Raw genomic sequence first — 22,193 nt, 5'->3', positions numbered from 1 at the left:
TCAGGGGAACCGCAGCGCGTCCGGGCCGAGGGGCGGCACCAGTCCCTCGGCCGCCGCACGGGTGAGCAGTCCCCGTACGGCCGCGTAGCCGTCCTCGCCCAGGTTCGCCGTGAACTCGTTGACGTACAGCCCGATGTGCTGGTCGGCGACGGCCGGGTCCATCTCCTGGGCGTGCTCCATGACGTACGGACGGGACACCTCGGGCTCGTCCCAGGCAGCCCGCACCGATGTGCGGATGGAGTCGGCGAGCCGCGTCAGCGTCTCCCCGCCCAGCGACCGCTTCGCGATGATCGCGCCCAGCGGGATCGGCAGCCCGGTGGTCCGCTCCCAGTGCTCGCCCATGTCGGCGAGCCGGGTCAGCCCGTAGTCCTGGTACGTGAAGCGGGCCTCGTGGATGACGAGTCCCGCGTCGACCTTCCCGTCCCGCACGGCGGGCATGATCTCGTGGAACGGCATCACCACGATCTCCCCCACCCCGCCCGGGACGACCTCCGCCGCCCACAGCCGGAACAGCAGGTACGCCGTCGACTTCTCGCTCGGCACCGCGACCGTACGGCCGGTGAGGTCCACGCCCTCCTCGCGGGTCAGCACCAGCGGCCCGCAGCCCCGGCCCAGCGCACCCCCGCAGGGCAGCAGGGCGTACTCGTCGAGGACGTACGGCAGCACCGCGTACGACACCTTCAGCACGTCGAGCTCGCCGCGCTCGGCCATGCCGTTGGTGATGTCGATGTCGGCGAAGGTGACGTCGACGGCCGGCGCGCCGGGGACGCGGCCGTGCGCGAGGGCGTCGAAGGTGAAGGTGTCGTTCGGGCAGGGGGAGTAGGCGATCCGCAGCCGCTGCTGCTCACTGGTGGTCATGCTGAGTCCAACTCCTCAGAACGGGCGCGAGCTTCCCGAAGCCCTCGGTGAGGGCGGTCAGGGCGTCGCCGATGCGCCAGGCGGCGCGGTCGCGCGGGCCGACGGGGTTCGACACCGCCCGCACCTCCAGCACGGGCACGCCCTGGGCGACGGCCGCTTCGGCGACCCCGAAGCCCTCCATGCCCTCGGCGAGCGCGTCCGGGTGCCGGGCGCGCAGCGCGGCGGCGCGGGCTGCGGTGCCGGTGACGGTGGAGACGGTCAGGACGGTGCCGGAGCGGGCGCCGGTCACCTCGGCGGCCTCCCGCACCAGTGACCTCGGCGGGAAGTGGGCGACGCGCCCGAAGCCCAGTTCGGTGACGGGGAGGAAACCGTCGGCGGTCTCGGCGCCGAGGTCCGCCACGGTGATCGTGCGGGAGACGACGAGCGAGCCGACCGGCGCCTCGGGCGGGAAACCCCCGCCGATACCGGCGCAGACGACGAGACGGTAGGGCGTGCCGCCGAGCGCGGCCGCGGTGAGCGCGGCGGCGGTGGAGGCGGCGGCCGAGGCGGGGCCGACGCCGGCGGCCACCAGGTCACACCCGCCGCCCGTACGGACCAGCTCCACGCCGGGGAGGAACACCTGCTCCGTCCCGCCGGGGAACGCCCGGGCCACCGCGTCCCGCTCGGCGGGGACCGCGGTGGCCACGAGGACGTGTGACGGCGACGTGATCAGTCGTCCGACTTCTTCAGGCGGAAGGACCACAGCCCCGTGGTCTCGCTCTCGCCCTCCTTGATCGACACCAGGGTCGAGTTGCCCTGGGCGCCGTACTGGGCGTTGAAGAACACGCTGCCGGGGATGGCCTGGTAGGTCTTCTTGCTGGACTCGACCAGCGGCTGACCGTTCATCAGGATGGTCCAGCCCTTGTCGGCGATGTCCGGGTCGACGCCGAAGCGCACGGTCTCGGTGGGGTCGACGGAGATCTCGTCGATGCCCTTGTCCTGCAGGCACTTGTTCAGGTCGGCGGCCTTGATGGCCTCGCCCTCGCCGCCACAGGTGGCCTCCGAGCTCACCGAGTCGCTGCCCACGGTGATCGTGGCCATCGGCGTCGGCTTGTCACAGGCGGCCAGGACGAGCAGCCCGGCGGATACGGCGCCGGCGGCGGCGACGGCACGGCGGCGTCGCACTACGGATTGCAACGTGGTCATGGGCGAAGGCTATCGGGCACGTGTGCCAGTCTCCCCACGTGGGGGTACGGCGTGGCCGGAGCGTTACGCCACTCGCTCCTGCCCCCCGTGCCCCTGCCGGGCCGAGCGGATCAGCCCCCGGACGGTGGTCAGCCAGCCCGTGGCCACGATCGACGCGCCCACCGCCAGGCCCAGCGGCCCGATCAGCGGCATCACGATGCCGATCGCTCCGCCCAGCACCCACGACATCTGCAGCAGCGTCTCCGAACGGGCGAACGCCGACGCCCGCACCAGCTCGGGCACGTCCCGCTGGATCAGCGCGTCCAGCGACAGCTTGGCCAGCGCCTGCGCGAACCCGGCGATCGCCGCGAGGCACGCCACCAGGACCGCGCCGAAGAAGGCCGCTGCCAGGATCGCGGCGCTCACCACGCACGCCACCACCGTCACGATGATGACCTCCGGGGCGCGGGACCTCAGCCACGCCCCGACCGCCGTACCCAGCGCGTTGCCCGTGCCGGCCGCCACGCCCACTATGCCCAGCGACACCGCGGCGCTCTGACCGGTCATCGGGTGCTCGCGCAGCAGGAAGGCGAGGAAGAAGATCAGGAAGCCGGTGAGGCAGCGGATGGAGGCGTTGGCGGCGAGCGCGTGGGTGACGGCGGGGCCGACCGTGCGCAGCCCGGGGCGCTTCTCCGTCTTGCGGTGCGGGCCGTGCAGGTGCTGCTCGTCGGCGGCGAGCAGCGCCATGGCCTCGCCCTTGGCGGAGTCCACCTTCGGCGGCAGCCGGAAGGACAGGAACATTCCCGCCACGAAGATCACGAACGCGCCGTACAGCGGCCAGCGCGGCCCGATCTGATGGAGGCCCGCGCCGATCGGCGCGGCGATCCCGGTCGCCAGCAGCCCGCCGAGCGTCACCCGTGAGTTGGCCTTCACCAGGGAGAAGGCGGGTGGCAGCAGCCGTGGCACGACCGCGCTTCTGACCACTCCGTACGCCTTCGACGAGACCAGCACGCCCAGCGCGGCCGGGTACAGCTCCAGCCCGCCGGTCACGACCGCGCCGGACAGCACCAGCGCGAGCAGCGCCCGGGCGAGCATCGCGCCGGCCATGGCGGCGCGGCGGCCGTGCGGGAGGCGGTCGAGGAGCGGCCCGACCACCGGGGCGAGGAGGGTGAACGGCGCCATGGTGATGGCGAGGTAGAGGGCGACACGCCCGCGCGCCTCGTCGGTCGGCACGGAGAAGAAGACGGTGGAGGCGAGCGCGACCGTGATCATGACGTCGCCGGCGCCGTTCACGCCGTGCAGTTCGATCAGCTTGCCGAGTCCGGACTCCCCGGCGCCGTGCGCGTGCGTCGCCCGGCGGATGCCCCGCGCGGTTCTGGTCACCGGGAAGCGCAGGGCCCGCCCGAGCGCGCGGAAGGGGCCGCCCGCCCGGCTCGTCCCGAAGCGTCGGCCGCTGCCCCTTACCCCTTTCGGCCCACCGGTCCCGGTGGCGCCCTCAGGTGTCCTCGCGGTAGCCACGACGACATAGTGCCCCGAGAACCCGGTGTGTAGTGCAGTATCACCGTGGACGCCGCCGTGGTTCCCGCTGTACGGCGCAACGTCGAGGGCCCGGAAACCGGCGCGCGGGACCGATGGAACAACCGTCGGTGTAGGCCCAGCGCACAGGAGAAGGTAGCGTGCCTATCTCAGCCATCCCGCAGAATGGATGGAGGCGCGCCCGAGCACGTTGCGGCGCGGACGTCGACGCGGTCCCACTGTCCGCTCCGTCCGCCCCCCGCGCTGGGAGTGGCGCACTCGTGAGACGGCGTAGGAGAGAAGCGATACCTGTGAGCGCAGCGACAACGCGAAGCCGCACCCCCGACCGTCTGTGCGCCGAGGCCGTCGACCTCGCCCGCGCCGCAGCCGAGGAGGCCGCCGCGCCCGGCGTCGTCGGCGAACACGAGGGGATGGTCTCCGAGGGGGACCGTGTCGTCACGCACTTCTTCGGGTGCAGCGAGCCCGGCTACCGCGGCTGGCGCTGGGCCGTCACCGTCGCCCGCGCCTCCCGCGCCAAGATCGTCACGGTCGACGAGTCGGTGCTGCTGCCCGGCCCCGACGCCGTCCTCGCGCCGGAGTGGGTGCCGTGGAGCGAGCGGCTGCGCCCCGGCGACATGGGCCCCGGCGACCTCCTCCCCACCGACGCCGAGGACCTGCGCCTGGAGCCCGGCTACTCCGGCGAGGAGGAGCCGTTGCCCAGCTCGGCGGTGTCCCACGAGATGGCCGACCTGGTGGAGGCGGAGGACGCCGACGTCACCGAGGGAACCCCGGCCCATCTGCAGGTCGCCCCGTCCCGCGGCACGATCGCGGCGGTGGCCGAGGAACTCGGCATGCGCCGCGCCCGGGTCCTGTCCCGCTACGGGCTGCACACCGCCGCCGATCGCTGGGAGGAGTCGTTCGGCGCGAAGACCCCGATGGCGCAGGCGGCCCCCGCGACGTGCATGTCGTGCGGCTTCCTCAACCCGATCGGCGGTTCCCTGGGCCAGGCGTTCGGCGTGTGCGCCAACGAGTTCTCCCCGGCCGACGGCCACGTCGTCTCCCTGGCCTACGGCTGCGGCGGCCACTCCGAGGCCGCGGTCATGCCGAAGCCCCCGCAGCCGGCCCCGCCTGTCATCGACGAGACCCGCGTGGACCCCTTCCCGCTGCGCCCGTCCCCCGACTCCGGCTCGGTCCCGGCGACGGAGGACGCCTCGACGGCGGAGCTGGGGCACTCGTAGCGGCAGTCGGGGGCGGCGCGGCTCGGACGCGTACCGCCTCCGAGGCTTCGCTCAGGACGCCGCTCAGCTCCCGCAGGGCCTCCCGGGCGGTCGCGGCGTCGTCGTGTTCCAGGTTGCTCCTGGCGCGGGCGTGACGGGCGGCGAGGTCGGGGCGGCGGGCGATCTCGATGTCCCGCGCCCAGGCCAGGACCCAGCTCCGTACAGGGCTGAGGGACTGCCACTCCACGGCCTTGGCGAAGGCGTCGTCCTTCGTCCGCTGCATCTCGGGCAGCCGCTTCGGGTCGACCGCGGCGAGGGCGGCCCGAAGGGCGTCCGGGGTCTGCTCGGGGCGGCTGAGGTACTCGTGCGCGAACATCGTGGTGTCTTCCTCCTGCTCAACGGATGCGTGGTGCGGTCGGGCGGCAGTCGCGGCAGTGGGTCTCGGTCTCGGGGGCGCGGAAGGCGCGGTCGCAGCTGTCGCAGGTGCGGAGGCCGTGGCGGACGGGCGGTGGGTCGGCCGGGGTGCGGTACGGGGGTGGGGGTGGCAGTTGGGCCGTGAGGCGGTGGGCGAGGAGGGCTGCGGGGCGGCGTAGGGGGTCGTCGGGGAGGTCGGCGGTGAGGGCGTGGCGTACGGCGGTGGGGGTGACCTCGCGTTCCAGCCAGGCGATGACTCCGGGGGCCAGGTGCTCTGTATCGGTGGTGGAGAGCAGGAGGCGGGGGTCTTGGCGGCGCAGGCCGGTGAGGAGATCGGCGGCCTGTTGGTGGAGGGCCGGGGCCGTGGAACTGGGCTGGGGGACGGCGGGGAGGGCCTTGCGGGGGCGGGGCTGGGCCCGTCGCGGCTGTGCGGGTCGGGGCTGTGGGTCGGGGCAGTTGGTGTCGGCGGGGCGCCGTGGGTGGCCGGGCTGGTTGCAGGAGACGGTGCGGGTGATGATGCGGCCGGTGGGGGTGCGGACGCGTTCGCGGCGGAGGTAGCCGTGGGCTTCGAGCTCGCGCAGGGCGGCGGCGATCCGCGTGGTGCCCTCGGGGAAGCGGGCGGCGAGCGACTTGATGTCGGCGCCGGCACCGGTGGGCAGCGACTGGATGTGGCAGCCGAGGCCGATGGCGAGGAGCGAGAGTTCCTTGTGCTGGGTGAGGTGGTTGCCGATCACCACGAAGCGGGTGGTGTGGCGGGTGTTCTCGTGGATGACGCCGCCGGTGTGGTGACGCGATCGGGTCGGATTGCGGTCGGCGGCTGACTCGGCGCGCGGGGGCGCGCTAGGGTTTTGGGTATCCATCGGGAAGGCCGACTTCCTTGGTGGTCAGGCCCTCGCACTGGGATTGCCGTCCCGGCGGGGGCCGAAGTCTTTTTCGGGGTTGTGTGCGCTGAGCGTAGAGGTGTCGGGGGTTCGAAAATCCAGCTGAGCCGGTGATGTTCACCCGCCCGAGTGATCGCGTGTCTCGGGCGGGAGGGGTGGGGCTTGGTGGGGTGTTTTCTCCCCGGGTTCTTGCTTTGGGAAGGCGCCGACGGCACCGGAGCTTCAGATCTCGGGTTCCGGTGCCGTAAGCCGTAGTTCGGCCCAGACGGTCTTGCGCGGGAAGCGGTCCTCGGACACGCCCCAGCGGTCCGCGAGTGCCTCGACCAGGAGCAGTCCGCGGCCGGACTCGGCGTCGTGGGAGGCCGGTTGAGGGTCCGGGAGGCGTTCGCCGCGTGTGTCGGTGACCTCGATACGGAGCGTGTGGTCCACCACGTAGAAGGCGAGGCGGAAGTCCCGGCCGGGCACGCGGCCGTGGGTGACGGCGTTGGTCGCCAGTTCGGCCACGACGTGGCGTGCGGCCTCGGAGTCGTAGCCCCAGTCGCTGAGGTGGGCGTCCGTGAGGAGCCGGGCGAGGCGGGCGCTTCGGGGGGTCGCGGACAGCAGCACGCTGAAGTTCCTGACAGTGGCGCTGGGTTCGGCAGTTCGCTGATTCACATCACTCAGCGTGGCCGGATATGCCTACCGTGGAGTGTCACTCAGCGCGTGCGTACGGTCACTGTCCGGTGGTTGTCCGGTGCTGTCGGGGCTGTGCCGACAGTTGGTACGGGTAGGGCGCCGGGGTGCGTCACGGACGGTTACGAGGGAGAGGTGCGGCATGACGGCGGTCGAGGCGGAGGCGGGTCGGCTCAAGGGCGAGGCGGACGAGCCGGGTTGGGAGGTCGACCCGGACGACGAGTGGGGCGTCGCGGTCATCACGACCGTCGGGCGGCAGCTGAAGCTGCGGCGCGAGGCGGCGGGGATGCGGGCCGCCGAGTTCGGCAGGGCGGTCGGCTACGGCGAGGACATGATCTACAAGATCGAGGGCGGCAAGCGGATCCCCCAGCAAGAGTTCCTGGACAGGGCCGACGAGGTCCTGGGGGCGGGCGGGTTGATCGCGGCGGCCTGGGAGGACGTGAAGAAGGTCCGGTATCCGAAGACCGTCCGGGACATCGCGAAGTTGGAAGGGCGGGCGGTCGAGATCGGGGTGTACGTGTGCAACAGCATCAGCGGGTTGCTGCAGACACCCGAGCACGCACGGGCGCTGTTCCGGGCGGCGCAGCCGCCGTATGCGCCGGACGATGTGGAGCGGATGGTGGCCGCTCGCATGGAACGGCGGTCGGTCTTTGAACGCGTCCCGGCCCCTGCAGTCAGCTTCGTCCTGGAAGAGGCGACGTTGCAGAGGGAAGTCGGAGGCACAATGGTGTGGCGACAGCAGCTCGAACGTCTGCTTGAGGTGGGGCGGTTGCACAACGTCACGCTTCAGGTGATGCCGACGAAAACCGAAGCCCACCCCGGGGTGGACGGCAGGATCGAAGTGCTGAAATTCGCGGACGGCACGGCGGTGGGGCGCTCCGACGGCGCGTTCAACGGCCGGCCGACCTCCGAACCGAAGCAGCTGCGCATCCTGGAGCTGCGGTACGGCACCATCCGCGCGCAGGCGCTCTCGCCCAGGGAGTCGCTGGCCTTCATCGAGCACCTACTGCTGGGAGAAACATGATCCGCAAGATCTCCGCTGGTGACGCCTCCGAGCTGGCCTGGTTCAAGAGCAGCTACAGCGACGGCACCGACGGCAACTCCTGCGTCGAGCTCGCCCTCACCCCCCGCACCGTCCACGTCCGCGACTCGAAGGACGTCACAGGCCCCCGCCTCGCCTTCACCCCCGAGACCTGGGCCCGCTTCGTCCCGTACGCGTCCGAGGGCTGATCGCCGAAAGCGACCCCGAGTGCGGCCGTGGGGCCGTGCTCGGGGTCGCTCGGGTGCTGCGGCGGGGTCGGGTCAGAGGCTGACGCCGTTGGCGCGCAGGAACTTCGCCGGGTCCACGGCGGAGCCGTAGTTCGGGGTGGTGCGGATCTCGAAGTGCAGGTGCGGGCCGCTGGAGTTGCCGGTGTTGCCGGACAGGGCGATCTTCTGGCCGGTCTTGACGACCTGGCCGACCTTCACGTTGATCTGCGACAGGTGGGCGTACTGGGAGTACGTCTTGTTGCCGTGCTTGATGACGATCGCGTTGCCGTAGGCCGGACCGTCACCGGCGCCGTTGCCGCCGGCCTTGACCACGGTGCCGCCGTGGGCGGCCTTCACCGCGGTGCCGGTCGGGACGGCGTAGTCCTGGCCGGAGTGCTTGGAGGCCCACATGCCGCCGTTCTGCGCGAAGCTCGCGGACAGCTTGTAGTTCTTCACCGGGGAGGTCCAGGAGGCCTTCGCCTTGGCGGCCTGCGCCTGGACGGCGGTGGCGGGAGCGGCCGAAGTCTCGGCGGCGACCGCGACCCCGGCTCCCAGGACGACCGTGGTGCCCAGGCCGGCGGCCAGGACGGTCGCGCGGGTGCGGGTCAGGGACGTACGGGGGAGACGGGACGTGACGCGCTGGAACATCGAAACCTCATGGGGGAGGGGACGGGGGAAGCCAGTGGCGGAACGGGTCCGTGCCGTGCTGGCCGTTCCTTGGTAACCGGCACCGGTCAAAAGCCGCAAAGGTGTGACCTACGACGAAAGGCCGTACTTCGGGCGTGAGACGCACGTCTCTTGACGGAGGGCTCCAGGTAGGGCGAAAGCCCCCATTTCAAGCTGATCCATCAGCTCTGGGTGGCAAATGTCCGATATAAGAAGCCGGGCTTGTCCACTATTCCGGGTAGTACGCGATGACGCGCCTGTGCCGCTTGTCACCGGGAGGCCGGTCCGGACGCCCGGTGAATGTGGTCCGCGTCTCCCGGTCAGGCGAAGAAGTCCACCAGCAGGCGGTTGAGCTCGGCGGGCCGCTCGGTGGGGAGTGAGTGGTGGGAGGCGTCGGGGAGGATGACGACCTCGGCCCGGGGCATCAGCCGGCGGGCGGCGGCCGCCACCCGGGGCGCGTCATGGGCGCGGCTCTTCCCGGCCAGGCAGACCAGGGTCGGTACGGAACAGGCCCGCAGGGCGTCCTCGCGGGGGCGCGGCATGGTGACGACCTTCGACCGCTTCGCCACGGCGGTGCCGGCCAGGAACGCCCGCCACACCGGGTCCTCCGGATCGCTGCCGGTCTCCCAGCGGTGGAGGGCGCCGGGCCGCTCGGCGGCGGGCTTCAGCGTGGTCAGCACCGCGTGCAGCAGGTAGCGCGGGCTCATCCGGGCGAAGCACTGGACCGGGTCGAGCAGCGCGAGCCCGCCGAGCCGGTGCGGCGCGTGCAGGGCGTGGTTCAGGGCGATCCAGGCGCCGTAGGAGTGACCGGCCAGGTGCGCCCCGTCCAGGTCCAGCTCGTCGAAGAGCGCGTCCAGCCAGGCTGTCAGATCCCCGGCGCCCCGCAGCGGAGCCCCGTCGTGCACGCTGCGGCCGTAGTCGCCGATCAGGTCGACGGCGTACACCCGGTGGGCGGCGGCCAGCGCGGCGGCGTTGGCGTACCAGGCCATCGAGGTCGTCCCGCCGCCGGGCAGCAGGACCAGGGGAGTACCGTCCTCGGGGCCGCAGTCGTGCACCCGGGTGCTGCCGTACGGGGTCGGCACGTCGATGGCGGTCACCCCGTCCGGCCATTTGCGCAGGACCTCGTCGTACGCCGCCTGGAAAACCGTCTCGTCGCTCATGCCCCCGCCTTGTGAACGTCCGGTAACCGGTTCGCGTGATCGTAGTACTTGCCTCCCGGCCGTGGAGGGCGATCAGCCGCCCAGCAGCTCCAGCGACACCCACAGCGCCACCGTCGACGCCACCAGCGCCGCGGGCACGGTGGCCAGGCCCAGCAGCGTGAAGCGCTTGAGGCTGACCTCGTGGGCGTGATGGTGGACGATGCGGCGCCACAGCAGGGTGGCCAGCGAGCCCGCGTAGGTGAGGTTCGGGCCGATGTTCACGCCCAGCAGGACGGCGAGGACCGCGCCGGGGCCGGACGGGGCGGCCAGCGGGACCAGGGCGAGGACCGCCGGCAGGTTGTTGATCAGGTTGGCGAGCAGCGCCGCCAGGCCCGCGACGGCCAGCAGGGCCGGGAGGCTCGTGCCGTCGGGGAGCACCGCGCCGAGCGCGTCGTCCAAGCCGTGGTCCAGGACCGCCCGTACGACCACGCCCAGGGCGAGGACGAACGCGAGGAACGGCAGGTCGGCGGAGCGGACGATCGCGGCCGGTGTGGTGTGCCGGCGGGCCAGGGCGCGCACCGCCAGCACGGTCGCGCCGGCCGCCGCCGCCCACGCCGGGTCGACGCCGAACGCGGACGCCACGGCGAACCCGGCGAGCGTGGCGGCCACGGTCAGCAGCGCGAACAGGGGCAGCTCCACGGGGCCCTCCGCCACCTCCGGGGCGGTCGGTTCCGCGTCGAGGTCGGCGGCGAAGAAACGGCGGAAGACGGCGTACTCCACGGCGATCGCCGCCAGCCACGGCAGGGTCATCAGCAGCGCGAAGCGGGTGAAGGTGAGACCCGTGGCGGTGAACGCCAGCAGGTTCGTCAGGTTCGACACGGGCAGCAGCAGGGACGCCGTGTTCGACAGGTGCGCGCCCGCGTAGACGTGCGGGGCCGGCCGGGCTCCCATGCGGGTGGCGGTGGCGAACACCACCGGGGTCAGCAGGACCACGGTGGCGTCCAGACTGAGCGCGGCGGTGATCAGCGAGGCGAGGGCGAAGACCGCGCCCAGCAGCCTGCGCGGCCCCCGGCGGGCCCAGCGGGCCATCCAGGTCCCGCAGGCGTGGAAGAGCCCCTCGTCGTCACAGAGCCTGGCGAGCACCAGCACGGCGGCGAGGAAGTCGATCACCGGCCCGAGCCGGGCGGCCTCCTCGCGCACCGCCTCCAGCGAGATCGCCCCGGTGGCGACCACGACGCCGGCCGCGGGCACCGCGAACACCGCCTCCGGCCAGCGGAACGGGCGGACGACGGCACACACCAGCACCACGGCCAGGGCGGCGACGGACAGCGACTCGAGCAGCACAGCACCGATCATCCACACCGTGCCGCCGGAGGCGGACACCGCGTCGCCGGGGTGTCGTGGGGCGGTACCTTCGACCTCACGCCGATCAGGGCCGATGAGGAGAGTCAACGTGAGCAAGTACGTGCGGCCCGCCGCCGAGGGGGCCGATCCGTTCGGTACGGCTCGTCTGCGACGCGGTGTCCTGGACGCCTGGGCCACCAGCCCCGCCCGCTTCCGTGAGGACGCCAACGCCGAGGAGGACCTCGTCCTCGGCGGCTACCGGGACCGCCTCGTCGTCGAACTCGCCCAGAACGCCGCCGACGCCGCCGCCCGCGCGGGCGTGCCCGGACGGCTCCGGCTCACCCTGCGCGACAACGTCCTCGTCGCCGCCAACACCGGGGCGCCGCTGGACGCGGCCGGCGTGGAGTCGCTGTCCACGCTGCGCGCCTCCGCCAAGCGGGACGCCCCCGACCGGGCCGTGGGACGGTTCGGCGTCGGCTTCGCCGCCGTGCTCGCCGTGACCGACGAGCCGGCCGTCGTCGGGCGGCACGGCGGGGTGCGCTGGTCGCTGCCCGAGGCGCGGGAGCTCGCCGGGGACACCGCCCGGAACAGTCCGGGACTGGGCGACGAGATCCGCCGCCGGGACGGGCACGTACCGCTGCTGCGGCTGCCGTTCCCCGCCGAGGGCACCGCGCCGGGACCGTACGACACCGCCGTCATCCTCCCGCTGCGCGACACCGCCGCCGCCGACCTCGCCGAGCGGCTGCTCGACGCCGTCGACGACGCCCTGCTGCTCGCCCTGCCCGGCCTGGAGGAGGTCGTCGTCGAGACCGGGGACGCGGAGCCGCGCACCCTGAGCCGCCGCGACGAGGACGGCACCGTCGTCGTCGAGGACTCACGGGAGGGCGCCACCCGCTGGCGCACCGCGGCCGCGCACGGCCCGCTCACCCCCGACCTGCTCGCCGACCGGCCCGTCGAGGAGCGGCTGCGGCCGCACTGGTCGGTCACCTGGGCCGTCCCCGTGGACTCCGACGGCGGCCCCGCCCGCCCCCGCACCAGCCCCGTCGTGCACGCCCCCACCCCCAGCGACGAGCCGCTCGGCGTGCCCGCGCTGCTCATCGCCTCGTTCCCGCTGGACTCCACCCGCCGGCACGCCGCCCCCGGCCCGCTCACCGACTTCCTGGTGCAGCGCGCCGCCGACGCATACGCCGGGCTCCTCGCCGACTGGCACCCGGTGACCGCCGGGATCATCGGCCTGGTGCCGGGGCCGCTCGGCAAGGGCGGACTCGACGGAGCCCTGCGCCAGGCCGTCCTCGAACGGCTGCCCCGCACCTCCTTCCTGCCGCCCGCCGTCGGGCGCCAGGAGGACTCCGAGCTGCCCGAGTCCCTGCGGCCCCGGGACGCCGAGGTCGTCGAGGGGGCGGGCGCCGACACCGTACGGGTGCTGGCCGAGGTGCTCCCCACCCTGCTGCCCGCCGGCCTCGAACGCCGTGCGGAGCTGCGCACCCTGGGGGTGGCCCGGGTGCCGCTGGCGGACGCGATCGACCGGCTGGCCGGACTGGAGAAGTCCCCCGACTGGTGGCGGCGGCTGTACGACAGCCTCGCCGGGGTCGACCCGGACCGGCTGTCCGGGCTGCCCGTCCCGCTGGCCGACGGGCGCACCACGCTCGGCCCCCGGCAGGTGCTGCTGCCCACCGCGGACTCGGCGTCCCCCGACGCCGAACTGCTCGCCCGGCTCGGCCTCAAGGTCGCCCACCCGGACGCCGCCCACCCCCTCCTGGAGAAGCTCGGCGCCCTCCCCGCCACCCCGCGGGCCGTCCTCACCACCCCGCAGGTGCGGGCCGCCGTCGCCGCGTCGCTCGACGACGACGGCGGGGTGAACTGGGAGGAGGACGCCCCCGACGCCGAGGAACTCGCCGATGTGGTGCTGGGGCTGGTGCGGGACGCGGGGCTCGAACCCGGCGACGAGCCCTGGCTGGGCGCCCTCGCCCTGCCCGACGAGGACGGCGAACTCTCCCCGGCCTGCGAACTGGTCTTCCCCGACGGGCCGTTCGCCCGGGTCATGCGGGAGGGTGAACTCGCCGCCGTGGACGCCGAACTCGCCGCCAGGTGGGGCGAACAGCCGCTGGCCGCCTGTGGCGTGCTGGTCGGCTTCGCGCTGGTCCGCGCCACCGACGTGGTCCTCGACCCGGACGAACTGGAGCCCCGCGACGGCGACTTCGCCGAGCCCGACGACGCCGGTCTGCTGGACGCCGTGGACGTGTGGAGCGAGGACGTCCAGGACCGCTTCCCGGACAGCCCCGTCCCGCCGGTCGCCACCGAGATCGTCGCCGTGCGCGACCTCGACCTGGTGGCCGACGACCGGTGGCCGCAGGCGCTGGCCCTGCTGTCACGGCCCCCGCTGCGGGACGCCCTCGTCGAACAGGTGCGGATCCTGCTGCACGACGGCACCCACGAGGTGGTGCGGCCGTACACCGCCTGGTGGCTGCGCGGTCACCCGGTGATCGGCGGCCGCCGCCCCGCCGGACTGCGCGCGGCCGGCGGCGACCCGCTGCTGCGCGGCCTGTACGACGAGGCCGACGCGACCGGCTTCGAGGACGAGCAGGTGCTCCGGGCGCTCGGCGTACGGACCTCGGTGGCCGCCCTCCTCGACGAGCCCGGCGGCGCGGCCGAACTGCTGGACCGCCTCGCCGACCCCGGCCGCCCGGTCACCGCCGCCCAGCTGCACGCCCTGTACGGGGCGCTGGCCGAGCTGGACCCCGAGCAGGTGACCCTGCCGGACGAGCTGCGCGCGGTGGTCGACGGCCGGGTCGAGGTGGTGGAGGCCGCCGAAGCGGTGGTCGTGGACTCGCCCGATCTGCTGCCGTTCACGTCCGGTGTGCCGCTGCTGCCGGTGCGTCCGGCGCGCGCCGCCGAGCTGGCCGAGCTGTTCCAGGTGCGGCGGCTCAGCGAGTCCGTGACCGGCGGGGTGGACTCCGAGGGCGCCGAGCACGAGGTGCCGGAGCCGGTGCGGGTGCTGCTGGGCCCGCGCACCCCGGCCTCGTACGTCGAGCACGAGGAGCTCGTCGTCGACGGGGTGGAGATCGACTGGCGGCTGGCCGGCGACGGCGTGCTGCACGCCGCGACGCTGGAGGGCGTGGCCGCGGGGCTGGCCTGGGCGGCCGGCCAGTGGCCCCGCCGCTTCGAGGTGGCGGCGCTGCTGGAGGACCCCTCGCGGACGGAGGAGCTGGCCCGCGACCGCTGGTTCGACTGACCGGCCCGCCGGCAGGACCGGCCCCGGCCGGACCGGCCCGCCGGGCGGGCCGGTCGGGCCGGGCGGGCCGGGCGGGCCGGTCGGGCAGGGCGTCTGGTGAGTCCGCCCCGGCGGTCAGTCCGCCCCGTCGGCCGGGGCGACCGGGTGAACCGGCCGGGTGAGCTGGACGGGTAAGCCGGGCGGACCGGCCCGCCCGGCGGGGCGTCCGGTCAGTCCGCCCGGTGGGCGCCGGACTGCGCGGCGGCGTACTCCTCGAGCTCGCGGGCGAGGGTCCCCGCGTCGTACGGGCCGGTGTGCCGGCGCTCGCCGATGAAGAACGTCGGGGCGCCGCGGACCCCGCTCGCCTCGGCGCTGGCGGCGTCCTCGCGGACCCGCTCGGCGGTCCTGTCGGCGTCGATGTCGTGGAGGAACCGCTCCATGTCGAGTCCCAGGTCGATGGCGTAGCCCGCGGTGTCCTCGTACTCCAGCGCGTCCTGGTGCTCGTAGAGCAGGTCGTGCATCTCCCAGAAGCGGCCCTGCGCGGCGGCGGCGACGGCCGCCCGCGCCGCCAGCTCGGCGTGCGGGTGCACGTCGGGCAGCGGGAGGTGCCGGAACACGTAGCGGAACCGGTCGCCGAACCGCTGGCGCAGCTCCTTGGTGACGCCGGTGGCGCGGGCGCAGAAGTGGCACTCGAAGTCGCCGTACTCCACCAGGGTCAGGGGCGCGTCCACGGGGCCGAGGATGTGGTCGTGCTCCGGGTCGACCGGGCGGTCCAGATAGCGGGGCAGGTCCGCGTCCGTCTGGCCGCGCCGTGCGGCCAGACGGAACACCAGCCAGCCCAGGAGGCTTGCGAACAGGGCCGCGAGCAGGACGCCGACGGTCGCCTCGGTGCGGGCGACCTGGTCCTCGAAGGCGAGCCCGACGATCAGCAGGGAGACGGTGAACCCGATGCCGGAGAGCGCGCCGCCGCCCAGGACGTGCCCCTGCCCCACGCCGGTCGGGAGCTTCCCGAGGCCGGCCCGCGCGCCGAGGACGGCGCCGCCCCAGATGCCGAGGGGCTTGCCGGCCACGAGACCCACGACCACGGCCCAGGTGAGCGGGGAGGTCAGCGCGTTGGTCAGGACGCCGTCGCGCAGATCGACACCGGCGTTGGCCAGGGCGAACACCGGCACGATGACGTAGCTGGACCAGGGGTGGAGCATCGTCTGGAGCCGCTCGTTGACCGAGACGGCCTTCTGCAGTCCCTTGCGCGCCGTCTTGCCGACGTCGGCGCGGGGCGACTGGCGGAAGGCGCGGAAGAGCCGCGTGGCCTGGTCCACGCCCTCCCGTGACGGGTTGCGGGAGGGGATGAGGAGACCGCCGAGCATGCCGGCGATGGAGGCGTGCAGACCGGCGTACAGCACGGCGAACCACAGCACCAGGACGACCAGCACGTACGGGGCCGCGTGCCAGACGCCGAAACGGGTCAGCGCGGACAGGATCACGCCCAGCACGAGCGCGGCGATCAGCTCCGGCACGCTGATGCTGCCGGAGTAGACCAGGCCGATCACGGTGACGGCCACGATGTCGTCGATGACGGTGATGGCGAGCAGGAAGACCCGGAGCTGGGTGACGAACCGCGGGCCCACCACGGCGAGCGCGCCCAGCATGAACGCCGTGTCGGTGCCGATGACCACGCCCCAGGCCTGGGCGGCCTCGCCCCCCGGCGCGACCGCCAGGTACAGCAGGACGGGCACGAGCATGCCGCCGAGCCCGGCGAGGCCCGGGATCACGATCCGGCGGCGGTCGTTCAGCGAGCCCACGGAGATCTCGTAGCGCACCTCCAGGCCGATCACGAAGAAGAACAGGGCCATCAGGCCGTCGTTGACCCAGTGGCTCAGGTCCATCGACAGCCGGGCGTCACCGACGGCGATGGACGCCTCGGTGTGCCACAGCGAGGTGTACGCCTCCGACCAGGGCGAGTTCGCCCAGATCAGCGCGACCGCCACGGCGGCGAGGAGCAGTCCCGCGCTGCCCGCCTCGGTCGCCATGAAGGCACGCACCGGGGCGGCCAGCTGACCCGCCAGTTCGCTCGTCCGCGACCGGGACTGGGACTCCGTCTGCGACTGCGAGTCCCCGGTCTTCTTCCTGCGCACCATCAGGGTTTCTGCCTCCGATCACTGGGCCGGCAGATTCCATGGTCGCTCACACACCGAGAAGTGAGAGGGAACCCTCCGGTTGGCGTCTCCATAAAATGTTCACTGCTCGTACAACCATTCGGCCGGGAGGCGCATCTGATCTTGCGAGTCAACAGACTCCACGATCATTCGGGGCCCCGCGCCGACGACGAGCCGTACGAAACGACCAGAGCCGGGGTCCCCTTCTCCACGTGGGGAACACATGCGAATTCGTGCCACCGTGGCCGCCGTCACCGGCGCCCTGGCCCTCACCGCCCTCGCCGCCCCGGCCGCCCAGGCCGACGCCGGGAACGCGGACCTCGACAAGCCGAGCGCCACCGAGCGCTTCGGCAACCCCTCCGCCAAGTCGGCGTTCCGCGCCGCTGCCGCCGCCGACGAACTGCCGGTCATCACCAAGGTGACCGTCAACTCGGGCAAGGCCGTGGTCGTCGGCACCACCAACGCCAAGACCGTCACCGTGTCGGTGACCGCCAGCCACGCGACGGGCATCCAGGACGCCTACGTCGACCTGTGGCACGGCACCGACGTCGAGGAAGGCCTCGACGGCTACCTGGGCCCGAACCAGGACGCCGCCACCTGCACGGCCTCCAGCGCCACCACCTCGACCTGCAAGCTCACCATCACGGCCTACCCGGGCGTCGACCTGTACAAGAACGCGCTGGCCGGCACCTGGAAGGTGACCGTCGGCGCGCTCGCGGGCGACGGCAGCATGTACTGGAACGACTACCACGGCACCCACAAGGTCCAGCGCTACTCCAAGCTGACCGTCAACGCCTCCCCCGAGCCGGTGAAGAAGGGCAAGACGATCACCGTCACGGGCAAGCTGTCCCGGGCCAACTGGGAGACCGGCAAGTACGCCGGTTACACCGGCCAGTCGGTGAAGCTGCAGTTCCGTAAGAAGAGCTCCAGCACGTACACCACGCTGAAGACCATCAAGACCAACAGCACCGGCAACCTGTCCACCACCGTCACGGCCGGCGTGGACGGCTACTACCGCTACGCGTTCGCCGGCACCTCGACCACCCCGGCGATCAACGCCGCCGGCGACTTCGTCGACGTGAAGTAATCCCGCACCATCTCGACCGACGTTCCCCGCACCCCCTCCAGGGGCGCGGGGAACTGCGCGCTCACCCCCCACAGACCCGCGGAAGCCACCCGGCCGCAGGCACCCACCCCCCTCAGGGGCGCGGGGAACTGCGCGAAACCCCCCACGCACCCGCGCTCACGCGGGAAACCGCCGGTCCACCCACCGCCACAGAAGCTCGAGCACCCCCGCCGAAAAGACCGCGATCCCGGTCGCGACCCACGGCATGGTCACCCCCACCAGCTTCAGCGCGAAGAAGTCCTGCAGCCACGGCACCACCAGCACCACCAGGAACGCCCCGCCCATCGCCGCCACCAGACCGATCCGCCACCACGTGTACGGCCGGGCGATGATCGCCAGCACCCAGATCGAGATCAGGAACAGCGTCAGCGTCGCCGCGCTCGTCTCCGCGTCCAGCGAGCCGGGACCGGTGTAGTGCTCCCGGGCGACCAGATACGACGCGAACGTCGCCAGCCCGGCCAGCACCCCGCCAGGGATCGCGTACCGCATGACCCGCCGCACGAAGTAGGGCCGCGCCCGCTCCTTGTTCGGCGCCAGGGCCAGGAAGAACGCCGGGACCCCGATGGTGAGCGTGGACAGCAGCGTCAGATGGCGCGGCAGGAACGGGTACTCCACCCGCGAGACCACCACCAGCACCGCGAGCAGCACCGAGTACACGGTCTTCACCAGGAACAGCGTCGCGACCCGGGTGATGTTGCCGATCACCCGGCGCCCCTCCGCCACCACCGACGGCAGCGTGGCGAAGCTGTTGTTCAGCAGCACGATCTGCGCGACCGCCCGGGTCGCCTCCGAACCGGAGCCCATCGCCACGCCGATGTCCGCGTCCTTCAGCGCCAGCACGTCGTTGACGCCGTCCCCGGTCATCGCGACCGTATGGCCGTCCGACTGGAGCGCGCCCACCATGTTCCGCTTCTGCTGCGGGGTGACCCGCCCGAACACCGTGCCCTCGTCCAGCGCCCCGGCCATCGCCTTCCGGTCGGCCGGCAGCCGGCGCGCGTCCACCGCCGTACCGGACAGGCCCAGCTTCGACGCGACGGCCCCGACGGACACCGCGTTGTCGCCGGAGATGACCTTGGCGCGGACGTTCTGCTCGGCGAAGTAGCGCAGGGTGTCGGCCGCGTCCGGGCGCAGCCGCTGCTCCAGCACCACCAGCGCGGCCGGCCGCACGCCCTCGGCGGCCGCGGGGTCGTCGACGTCCACGCCGTCGCGGGCGCGGGCGAGCAGCAGTACCCGCAGCCCCTGCTCGTTCATCCGTTCGGTCTCGGCCAGCGCCGGGTCGGCGGGGTCCAGCAGCACGTCGGGCGCCCCCAGCAGCCAGCTGACGGTCTCCCCGGAGCCCTCCCGCTCCTCGAAGGTGGCCCCGCTGTACTTCCGGGCGGAGGAGAAGGGCAGCGTGTCGGTGAGGCGCCAGCCGGTGGTGTCCGGGTAGGCGTCGATGATCGCCTGCAGGGAGGCGTTCGGGCGGGGGTCGGCCGAGCCGAGCTCGCCCAGCACCTTGCGCAGGTACGTCTCGTCGCCGTCGCCGAGCACCCGCAGCCCGGTGACGTCCATGCCGCCCTCGGTGAGCGTGCCGGTCTTGTCCAGGCAGACCGTGTCGACCCGGGCCAGTCCCTCGATGGCGGGCAGCTCCTGCACCAGGCACTGCTTGCGGCCCAGCCGGATCACCCCGATCGCGAAGGCGACGGAGGTGAGCAGCACCAGCCCCTCGGGGACCATCGGCACGATCCCGCCGACCGTGCGGGCGACGGAGTTCCTCAGCTCGTTCTCCTTGACCACCAGCTGGCTGACGATCAGGCCGATCGCGGTCGGGATCATCATCCACGTCACGTACTTGAGGATCGTGGAGATGCCGCTGCGCAGCTCGGAGTGGACGAGGGTGAAGCGGGACGCCTCCTCGGCGAGCTGTGCCGCGTAGGCCTCGCGGCCCACCCTGGTCGCCTGGAAGGAGCCGCCGCCCGCGACGACGAAGCTGCCGGACATGACCCGGTCCCCGGGGCGTTTCACCACGGGGTCGGCCTCGCCGGTGAGCAGGGACTCGTCGATCTCCAGGCCGTCCGCCTCGGCGCACATCCCGTCGACGACGACCTTGTCACCCGGCCCGACCTCGATCAGGTCGTCCAGCACGATCTCGGAGGTGGCGACCTCCGCGGCCGTCCCGTCCCGGCGCACCGTGGGCCGTACCTCGCCGATCACCGCGAGGGAGTCCAGGGTCTTCTTCGCCCGCCACTCCTGGACGATGCCGATGCCGGTGTTGGCGAGGATCACGAAGCCGAACAGGCTGTCCTGGATGGGCGCGACCACCAGCATGATGATCCAGAGCACGCCGATGATCGCGTTGAACCGGGTGAGGACGTTGGCCCGGACGATCTCCGCGAGGGACCGGCTGCTGCGCACCGGCACGTCGTTGACCTGTCCGCGGGCGACCCGTTCGGCCACTTCCGACGAGGTCAGTCCGGTCTCCGGGGAGGTGACCGTGGCGGGGTGCGCGCCGTCGACCTGGCCCCCCGTGTCGAGATGCGTCATGCATTCGACAGTACGGGCGGAATTGGGGGTTCACCCACCGCGTCGGAGGAAGATCAGACCTGGGGAGGACGGCCGTAGTGCCGTGGTCGTACGGCGGCCGCGCGCCCGCCGGCCGGGTTCATTCGGCCGTCGCGGACGGGTCCGGGGCCGCCGCCCCGTCCGCCGCCGCCCGCTTGATGGCGGCGTCGCGCCTGCGGACGTACCAGATGCCGATGAAGCCGAGCCCGCCGCCGGCCAGGCAGGTCCACAGCCACCAGGTGTGGCCGTGGTCGTCGAACCAGCCGTAGAACGGCAGCTGCACCAGGAACAGGACGAACCAGATGATCGTGCCGCCGATGATGGTGGCGACCACGGGGCCCTCCAGGGGCTCCGGCGCCTCGTGCTTGGGGGATCCCGTGAATAGCCCGGCCATGCGCACAGCTTACGAGGGATCGGGAGTGTGAGGCGTACCGCAGGGTGGCGCGCGTTCTACGCGCGGAGATGGATTCGGCGACGTTATATGTTCATACTGAATCTGTTTGTCTCTGGCCACTTTCATTCGTAGAAAACACCAAAGGGCTTCGGGGGGCGCCCGCCGGTGATGAGGTCCCCGCATGCCCACGTCGGCCCCCACCAAGGCCCCCACCCCCGAGCAGCCGGGGTCCGGTGCCGCGTCTGGCGCCCTCGACCGCTACTTCCGGATCTCCGAGCGGGGCAGCACCCTGCCCCGCGAGATCCGCGGCGGTCTCGCCACCTTCTTCGCGATGGCCTACATCATCGTGCTGAACCCGATCATCCTGGGCAGCGCGAAGGACATGTACGGCCATCAGCTGGACAACGGCCAGCTGGTCACCGCGACCGCCCTGACCGCCGCGTTCACCACGCTCCTCATGGGCGTCATCGGCAACGTCCCGATCGCCCTGGCCGCCGGCCTCGGCGTGAACTCCGTCGTCGCGCTCCAGCTCGCGCCGCGCATGTCGTGGCCGGACGCCATGGGCATGGTGGTGCTGGCCGGCTTCGTCGTGATGGTGCTGGTCGCCACCGGTCTGCGGGAGCGCGTGATGAACGCCGTCCCGTTCGGTCTGCGCAAGGCCATCGCGATCGGTATCGGCCTGTTCATCATGCTGATCGGTCTGGTCGACTCCGGCTTCGTCTCCCGCATCCCGGACGCCGCGCAGACCACCGTCCCGCTCCAGCTCGGCGCCACCGGCCACCTCAACGGCTGGCCGGTCCTGGTCTTCATCCTCGGCGCGCTGCTCACGCTGGCCCTGATCACCCGCCGGGTGCCCGGCGCGATCCTCATCTCGATCGTCGCGATGACGGGCGTCGCGATGATCATCAACGCGGTGGCGGACGTCCCCTCCTGGGGCCTGACGACCCCGACCTGGCCCGGCAACCCGGTCGCCACCCCCGACTTCGGCCTGATCGGCCAGGTCAGCCTGTTCGGCGGCTTCTCCAAGGTCGGCGTGCTGACCGGTGTGCTGTTCGTCTTCACCGTGCTGCTGTCGTGCTTCTTCGACGCGATGGGCACGATCATGGGCGTCTCGGACGAGGCCAAGCTGACCGACGGCGAGGGCCAGATGCCCGGCATCAACAAGGTCCTCTTCATCGACGGCGTCGCGGTCGCGGCCGGCGGCGCCAGCTCCGCCTCCGCCACCACCGCGTTCGTGGAGTCCACGGCCGGTGTCGGCGAGGGCGCGCGGACCGGCTTCGCCAACGTCGTCACCGGCGGCCTGTTCGCCGTGTCGCTGTTCCTCACGCCCGTCGCCACGATGGTCCCGTCCCAGGCCGCCACCCCGGCGCTGCTCGCGGTCGGCTTCCTGATCCTCGCCGGCTCCGTCAAGGAGATCGACTGGGCTGACCACACCATCGCCATCCCGGCCTTCGTGACCATGGTGATGATGCCGTTCACCTACTCGATCACCAACGGCATCGGCATGGGCTTCATCACCTTCGTGGTGCTGCGGCTGGCGGCGGGCCGCGGGCGGGAGGTGCCGCCGGCGATGTACGTGGTGGCGGCGGTCTTCGCCTTCTACTACCTGATGCCGGCGCTGGGCCTGACCTGATCCCGCGCCGGGGT

18 protein-coding genes and 1 pseudogene are annotated in these 22,193 nt (G+C 72.7%); 6 read left to right on the top strand and 13 right to left on the bottom strand.

All coding sequences use genetic code 11. From position 1 onward, the window contains the following. The 4 genes from CNQ36_RS15525 to CNQ36_RS15510 all read right to left on the bottom strand — a co-directional run bounded on the left by CNQ36_RS15525 (position 1) and on the right by CNQ36_RS15510 (position 3,540). Complete coding sequence (locus CNQ36_RS15525; RefSeq protein ID WP_121546458.1) at positions 1–858, bottom strand: 1,4-dihydroxy-6-naphtoate synthase; 858 nt, start codon at positions 856–858, stop codon at positions 1–3. Next, on the bottom strand, positions 845–1,543 hold the full coding sequence (locus CNQ36_RS15520) for a futalosine hydrolase (protein ID WP_121546457.1): 699 nt from the start codon (positions 1,541–1,543) through the stop codon (positions 845–847). Before CNQ36_RS15520 ends, CNQ36_RS15525 begins: the two co-directional genes overlap by 14 nt. Positions 1,544–1,566: 23 nt before the next feature. Next, the gene (locus CNQ36_RS15515; protein ID WP_387913486.1) at positions 1,567–2,043 is read right to left on the bottom strand and encodes a DUF2771 domain-containing protein; all 477 of its coding nucleotides are present in this window, start codon (positions 2,041–2,043) and stop codon (positions 1,567–1,569) included. A 63-nt stretch (positions 2,044–2,106) separates the two neighbouring features. After that, positions 2,107–3,540 (bottom strand): MFS transporter, encoded by a 1,434-nt coding sequence (locus CNQ36_RS15510; protein ID WP_121546456.1) that lies wholly within the window; start codon positions 3,538–3,540, stop codon positions 2,107–2,109. A gap of 308 nt (positions 3,541–3,848) precedes the next feature. Between CNQ36_RS15510 and CNQ36_RS15505 the strand changes: the two genes are divergently transcribed. Next, the gene (locus tag CNQ36_RS15505; RefSeq protein WP_004929974.1) at positions 3,849–4,775 is read left to right on the top strand and encodes a DUF3027 domain-containing protein; all 927 of its coding nucleotides are present in this window, start codon (positions 3,849–3,851) and stop codon (positions 4,773–4,775) included. 28 nt (positions 4,776–4,803) lie between these two features. On the opposite strand, the pseudogene CNQ36_RS35260 reads toward CNQ36_RS15505, so the two are convergent. The 3 genes and pseudogenes from CNQ36_RS35260 to CNQ36_RS15490 form a co-directional block, all read right to left on the bottom strand. Further along, a pseudogene (locus tag CNQ36_RS35260) lies at positions 4,804–5,130 on the bottom strand (hypothetical protein); the annotation flags it as partial. A 19-nt stretch (positions 5,131–5,149) separates the two neighbouring features. Next, positions 5,150–6,028 (bottom strand): helix-turn-helix domain-containing protein, encoded by an 879-nt coding sequence (locus CNQ36_RS15495; RefSeq protein WP_121546455.1) that lies wholly within the window; start codon positions 6,026–6,028, stop codon positions 5,150–5,152. A 243-nt stretch (positions 6,029–6,271) separates the two neighbouring features. Then, positions 6,272–6,703, bottom strand: coding sequence for an ATP-binding protein (locus CNQ36_RS15490; RefSeq protein ID WP_163013274.1), 432 nt, complete (start codon positions 6,701–6,703; stop codon positions 6,272–6,274). A gap of 160 nt (positions 6,704–6,863) precedes the next feature. On the opposite strand from CNQ36_RS15490, the gene CNQ36_RS15485 reads away from it, so the two are divergent. Then, the gene (locus tag CNQ36_RS15485; RefSeq protein WP_121546453.1) at positions 6,864–7,745 is read left to right on the top strand and encodes a helix-turn-helix domain-containing protein; all 882 of its coding nucleotides are present in this window, start codon (positions 6,864–6,866) and stop codon (positions 7,743–7,745) included. After that, entirely contained in the window at positions 7,742–7,951 is a 210-nt protein-coding gene (locus tag CNQ36_RS15480) for a DUF397 domain-containing protein (RefSeq protein WP_121546452.1), read from the top strand. Before CNQ36_RS15485 ends, CNQ36_RS15480 begins: the two co-directional genes overlap by 4 nt. A gap of 72 nt (positions 7,952–8,023) precedes the next feature. Here CNQ36_RS15480 and CNQ36_RS15475 read toward each other — a convergent pair whose 3' ends face one another. From CNQ36_RS15475 to CNQ36_RS15465, 3 genes are all read right to left on the bottom strand, one after another. Beyond that, on the bottom strand, positions 8,024–8,617 hold the full coding sequence (locus CNQ36_RS15475; RefSeq protein ID WP_004929986.1) for a M23 family metallopeptidase: 594 nt from the start codon (positions 8,615–8,617) through the stop codon (positions 8,024–8,026). Between the two features lie 338 nt (positions 8,618–8,955). Then, a complete protein-coding gene (locus CNQ36_RS15470; RefSeq protein ID WP_121546451.1) occupies positions 8,956–9,795 on the bottom strand; it encodes an alpha/beta fold hydrolase in 840 nt (279 codons plus the stop codon). 72 nt (positions 9,796–9,867) lie between these two features. Continuing rightward, a complete protein-coding gene (locus tag CNQ36_RS15465; protein WP_206278456.1) occupies positions 9,868–11,130 on the bottom strand; it encodes an SLC13 family permease in 1,263 nt (420 codons plus the stop codon). Positions 11,131–11,227: 97 nt separating this feature from the next. Between CNQ36_RS15465 and CNQ36_RS15460 the strand changes: the two genes are divergently transcribed. Further along, positions 11,228–14,350, top strand: coding sequence for a sacsin N-terminal ATP-binding-like domain-containing protein (locus CNQ36_RS15460; protein WP_121546450.1), 3,123 nt, complete (start codon positions 11,228–11,230; stop codon positions 14,348–14,350). Between the two features lie 209 nt (positions 14,351–14,559). Here the strand turns inward: CNQ36_RS15460 and nhaA are convergent, their stop codons facing one another. Further along, positions 14,560–16,467, bottom strand: a complete 1,908-nt coding sequence (gene nhaA, locus CNQ36_RS15455) for a Na+/H+ antiporter NhaA (protein WP_121546449.1) — start codon at positions 16,465–16,467, stop codon at positions 14,560–14,562. A 241-nt stretch (positions 16,468–16,708) separates the two neighbouring features. Between nhaA and CNQ36_RS15450 the strand changes: the two genes are divergently transcribed. Further along, the gene (locus tag CNQ36_RS15450) at positions 16,709–17,572 is read left to right on the top strand and encodes a calcium-binding protein (protein WP_121546448.1); all 864 of its coding nucleotides are present in this window, start codon (positions 16,709–16,711) and stop codon (positions 17,570–17,572) included. 156 nt (positions 17,573–17,728) lie between these two features. Here CNQ36_RS15450 and CNQ36_RS15445 read toward each other — a convergent pair whose 3' ends face one another. Both CNQ36_RS15445 and CNQ36_RS15440 read right to left on the bottom strand, forming a co-directional pair. Then, positions 17,729–20,134 carry a cation-translocating P-type ATPase gene (locus CNQ36_RS15445; RefSeq protein ID WP_121546447.1) on the bottom strand — a complete coding sequence of 802 codons (2,406 nt, stop codon included), beginning with the start codon at positions 20,132–20,134 and terminating at the stop codon, positions 17,729–17,731. Positions 20,135–20,252: 118 nt separating this feature from the next. Beyond that, positions 20,253–20,546: a DUF2530 domain-containing protein gene (locus tag CNQ36_RS15440; RefSeq protein ID WP_121546446.1), complete on the bottom strand. Its 294-nt coding sequence runs from the start codon at positions 20,544–20,546 to the stop codon at positions 20,253–20,255. A gap of 181 nt (positions 20,547–20,727) precedes the next feature. Here CNQ36_RS15440 and CNQ36_RS15435 point away from each other — a divergent pair, with 181 nt between their 5' ends. Beyond that, positions 20,728–22,179: an NCS2 family permease gene (locus CNQ36_RS15435; protein ID WP_121546445.1), complete on the top strand. Its 1,452-nt coding sequence runs from the start codon at positions 20,728–20,730 to the stop codon at positions 22,177–22,179. Positions 22,180–22,193: the final 14 nt, after the last annotated feature.

The organism is Streptomyces fungicidicus (assembly GCF_003665435.1).
Lineage (GTDB): Bacteria > Actinomycetota > Actinomycetes > Streptomycetales > Streptomycetaceae > Streptomyces > Streptomyces fungicidicus.
Note: the sequence above shows the minus strand (reverse complement) of the source record. Positions and strands in the feature narration are given on the sequence as shown.

What these genes read in the sequence shown, in the direction of transcription:
- CNQ36_RS15525 (WP_121546458.1), bottom strand. Translation starts at nt 858, where the DNA reads ATGACCACCAGTGAGCAGCAGCGGCTGCGGATCGCCTACTCCCCCTGC.
- CNQ36_RS15515 (WP_387913486.1), bottom strand. Translation starts at nt 2,043, where the DNA reads ATGACCACGTTGCAATCCGTAGTGCGACGCCGCCGTGCCGTCGCCGCC.
- CNQ36_RS15495 (WP_121546455.1), bottom strand. Translation starts at nt 6,028, where the DNA reads ATGGATACCCAAAACCCTAGCGCGCCCCCGCGCGCCGAGTCAGCCGCC.
- CNQ36_RS15485 (WP_121546453.1), top strand. Translation starts at nt 6,864, where the DNA reads ATGACGGCGGTCGAGGCGGAGGCGGGTCGGCTCAAGGGCGAGGCGGAC.
- CNQ36_RS15480 (WP_121546452.1), top strand. Translation starts at nt 7,742, where the DNA reads ATGATCCGCAAGATCTCCGCTGGTGACGCCTCCGAGCTGGCCTGGTTC.
- CNQ36_RS15475 (WP_004929986.1), bottom strand. Translation starts at nt 8,617, where the DNA reads ATGTTCCAGCGCGTCACGTCCCGTCTCCCCCGTACGTCCCTGACCCGC.
- CNQ36_RS15470 (WP_121546451.1), bottom strand. Translation starts at nt 9,795, where the DNA reads ATGAGCGACGAGACGGTTTTCCAGGCGGCGTACGACGAGGTCCTGCGC.
- CNQ36_RS15465 (WP_206278456.1), bottom strand. Translation starts at nt 11,130, where the DNA reads ATGATCGGTGCTGTGCTGCTCGAGTCGCTGTCCGTCGCCGCCCTGGCC.
- nhaA (WP_121546449.1), bottom strand. Translation starts at nt 16,467, where the DNA reads ATGGTGCGCAGGAAGAAGACCGGGGACTCGCAGTCGCAGACGGAGTCC.
- CNQ36_RS15450 (WP_121546448.1), top strand. Translation starts at nt 16,709, where the DNA reads ATGCGAATTCGTGCCACCGTGGCCGCCGTCACCGGCGCCCTGGCCCTC.
- CNQ36_RS15445 (WP_121546447.1), bottom strand. Translation starts at nt 20,134, where the DNA reads ATGACGCATCTCGACACGGGGGGCCAGGTCGACGGCGCGCACCCCGCC.
- CNQ36_RS15440 (WP_121546446.1), bottom strand. Translation starts at nt 20,546, where the DNA reads ATGGCCGGGCTATTCACGGGATCCCCCAAGCACGAGGCGCCGGAGCCC.
- CNQ36_RS15435 (WP_121546445.1), top strand. Translation starts at nt 20,728, where the DNA reads ATGCCCACGTCGGCCCCCACCAAGGCCCCCACCCCCGAGCAGCCGGGG.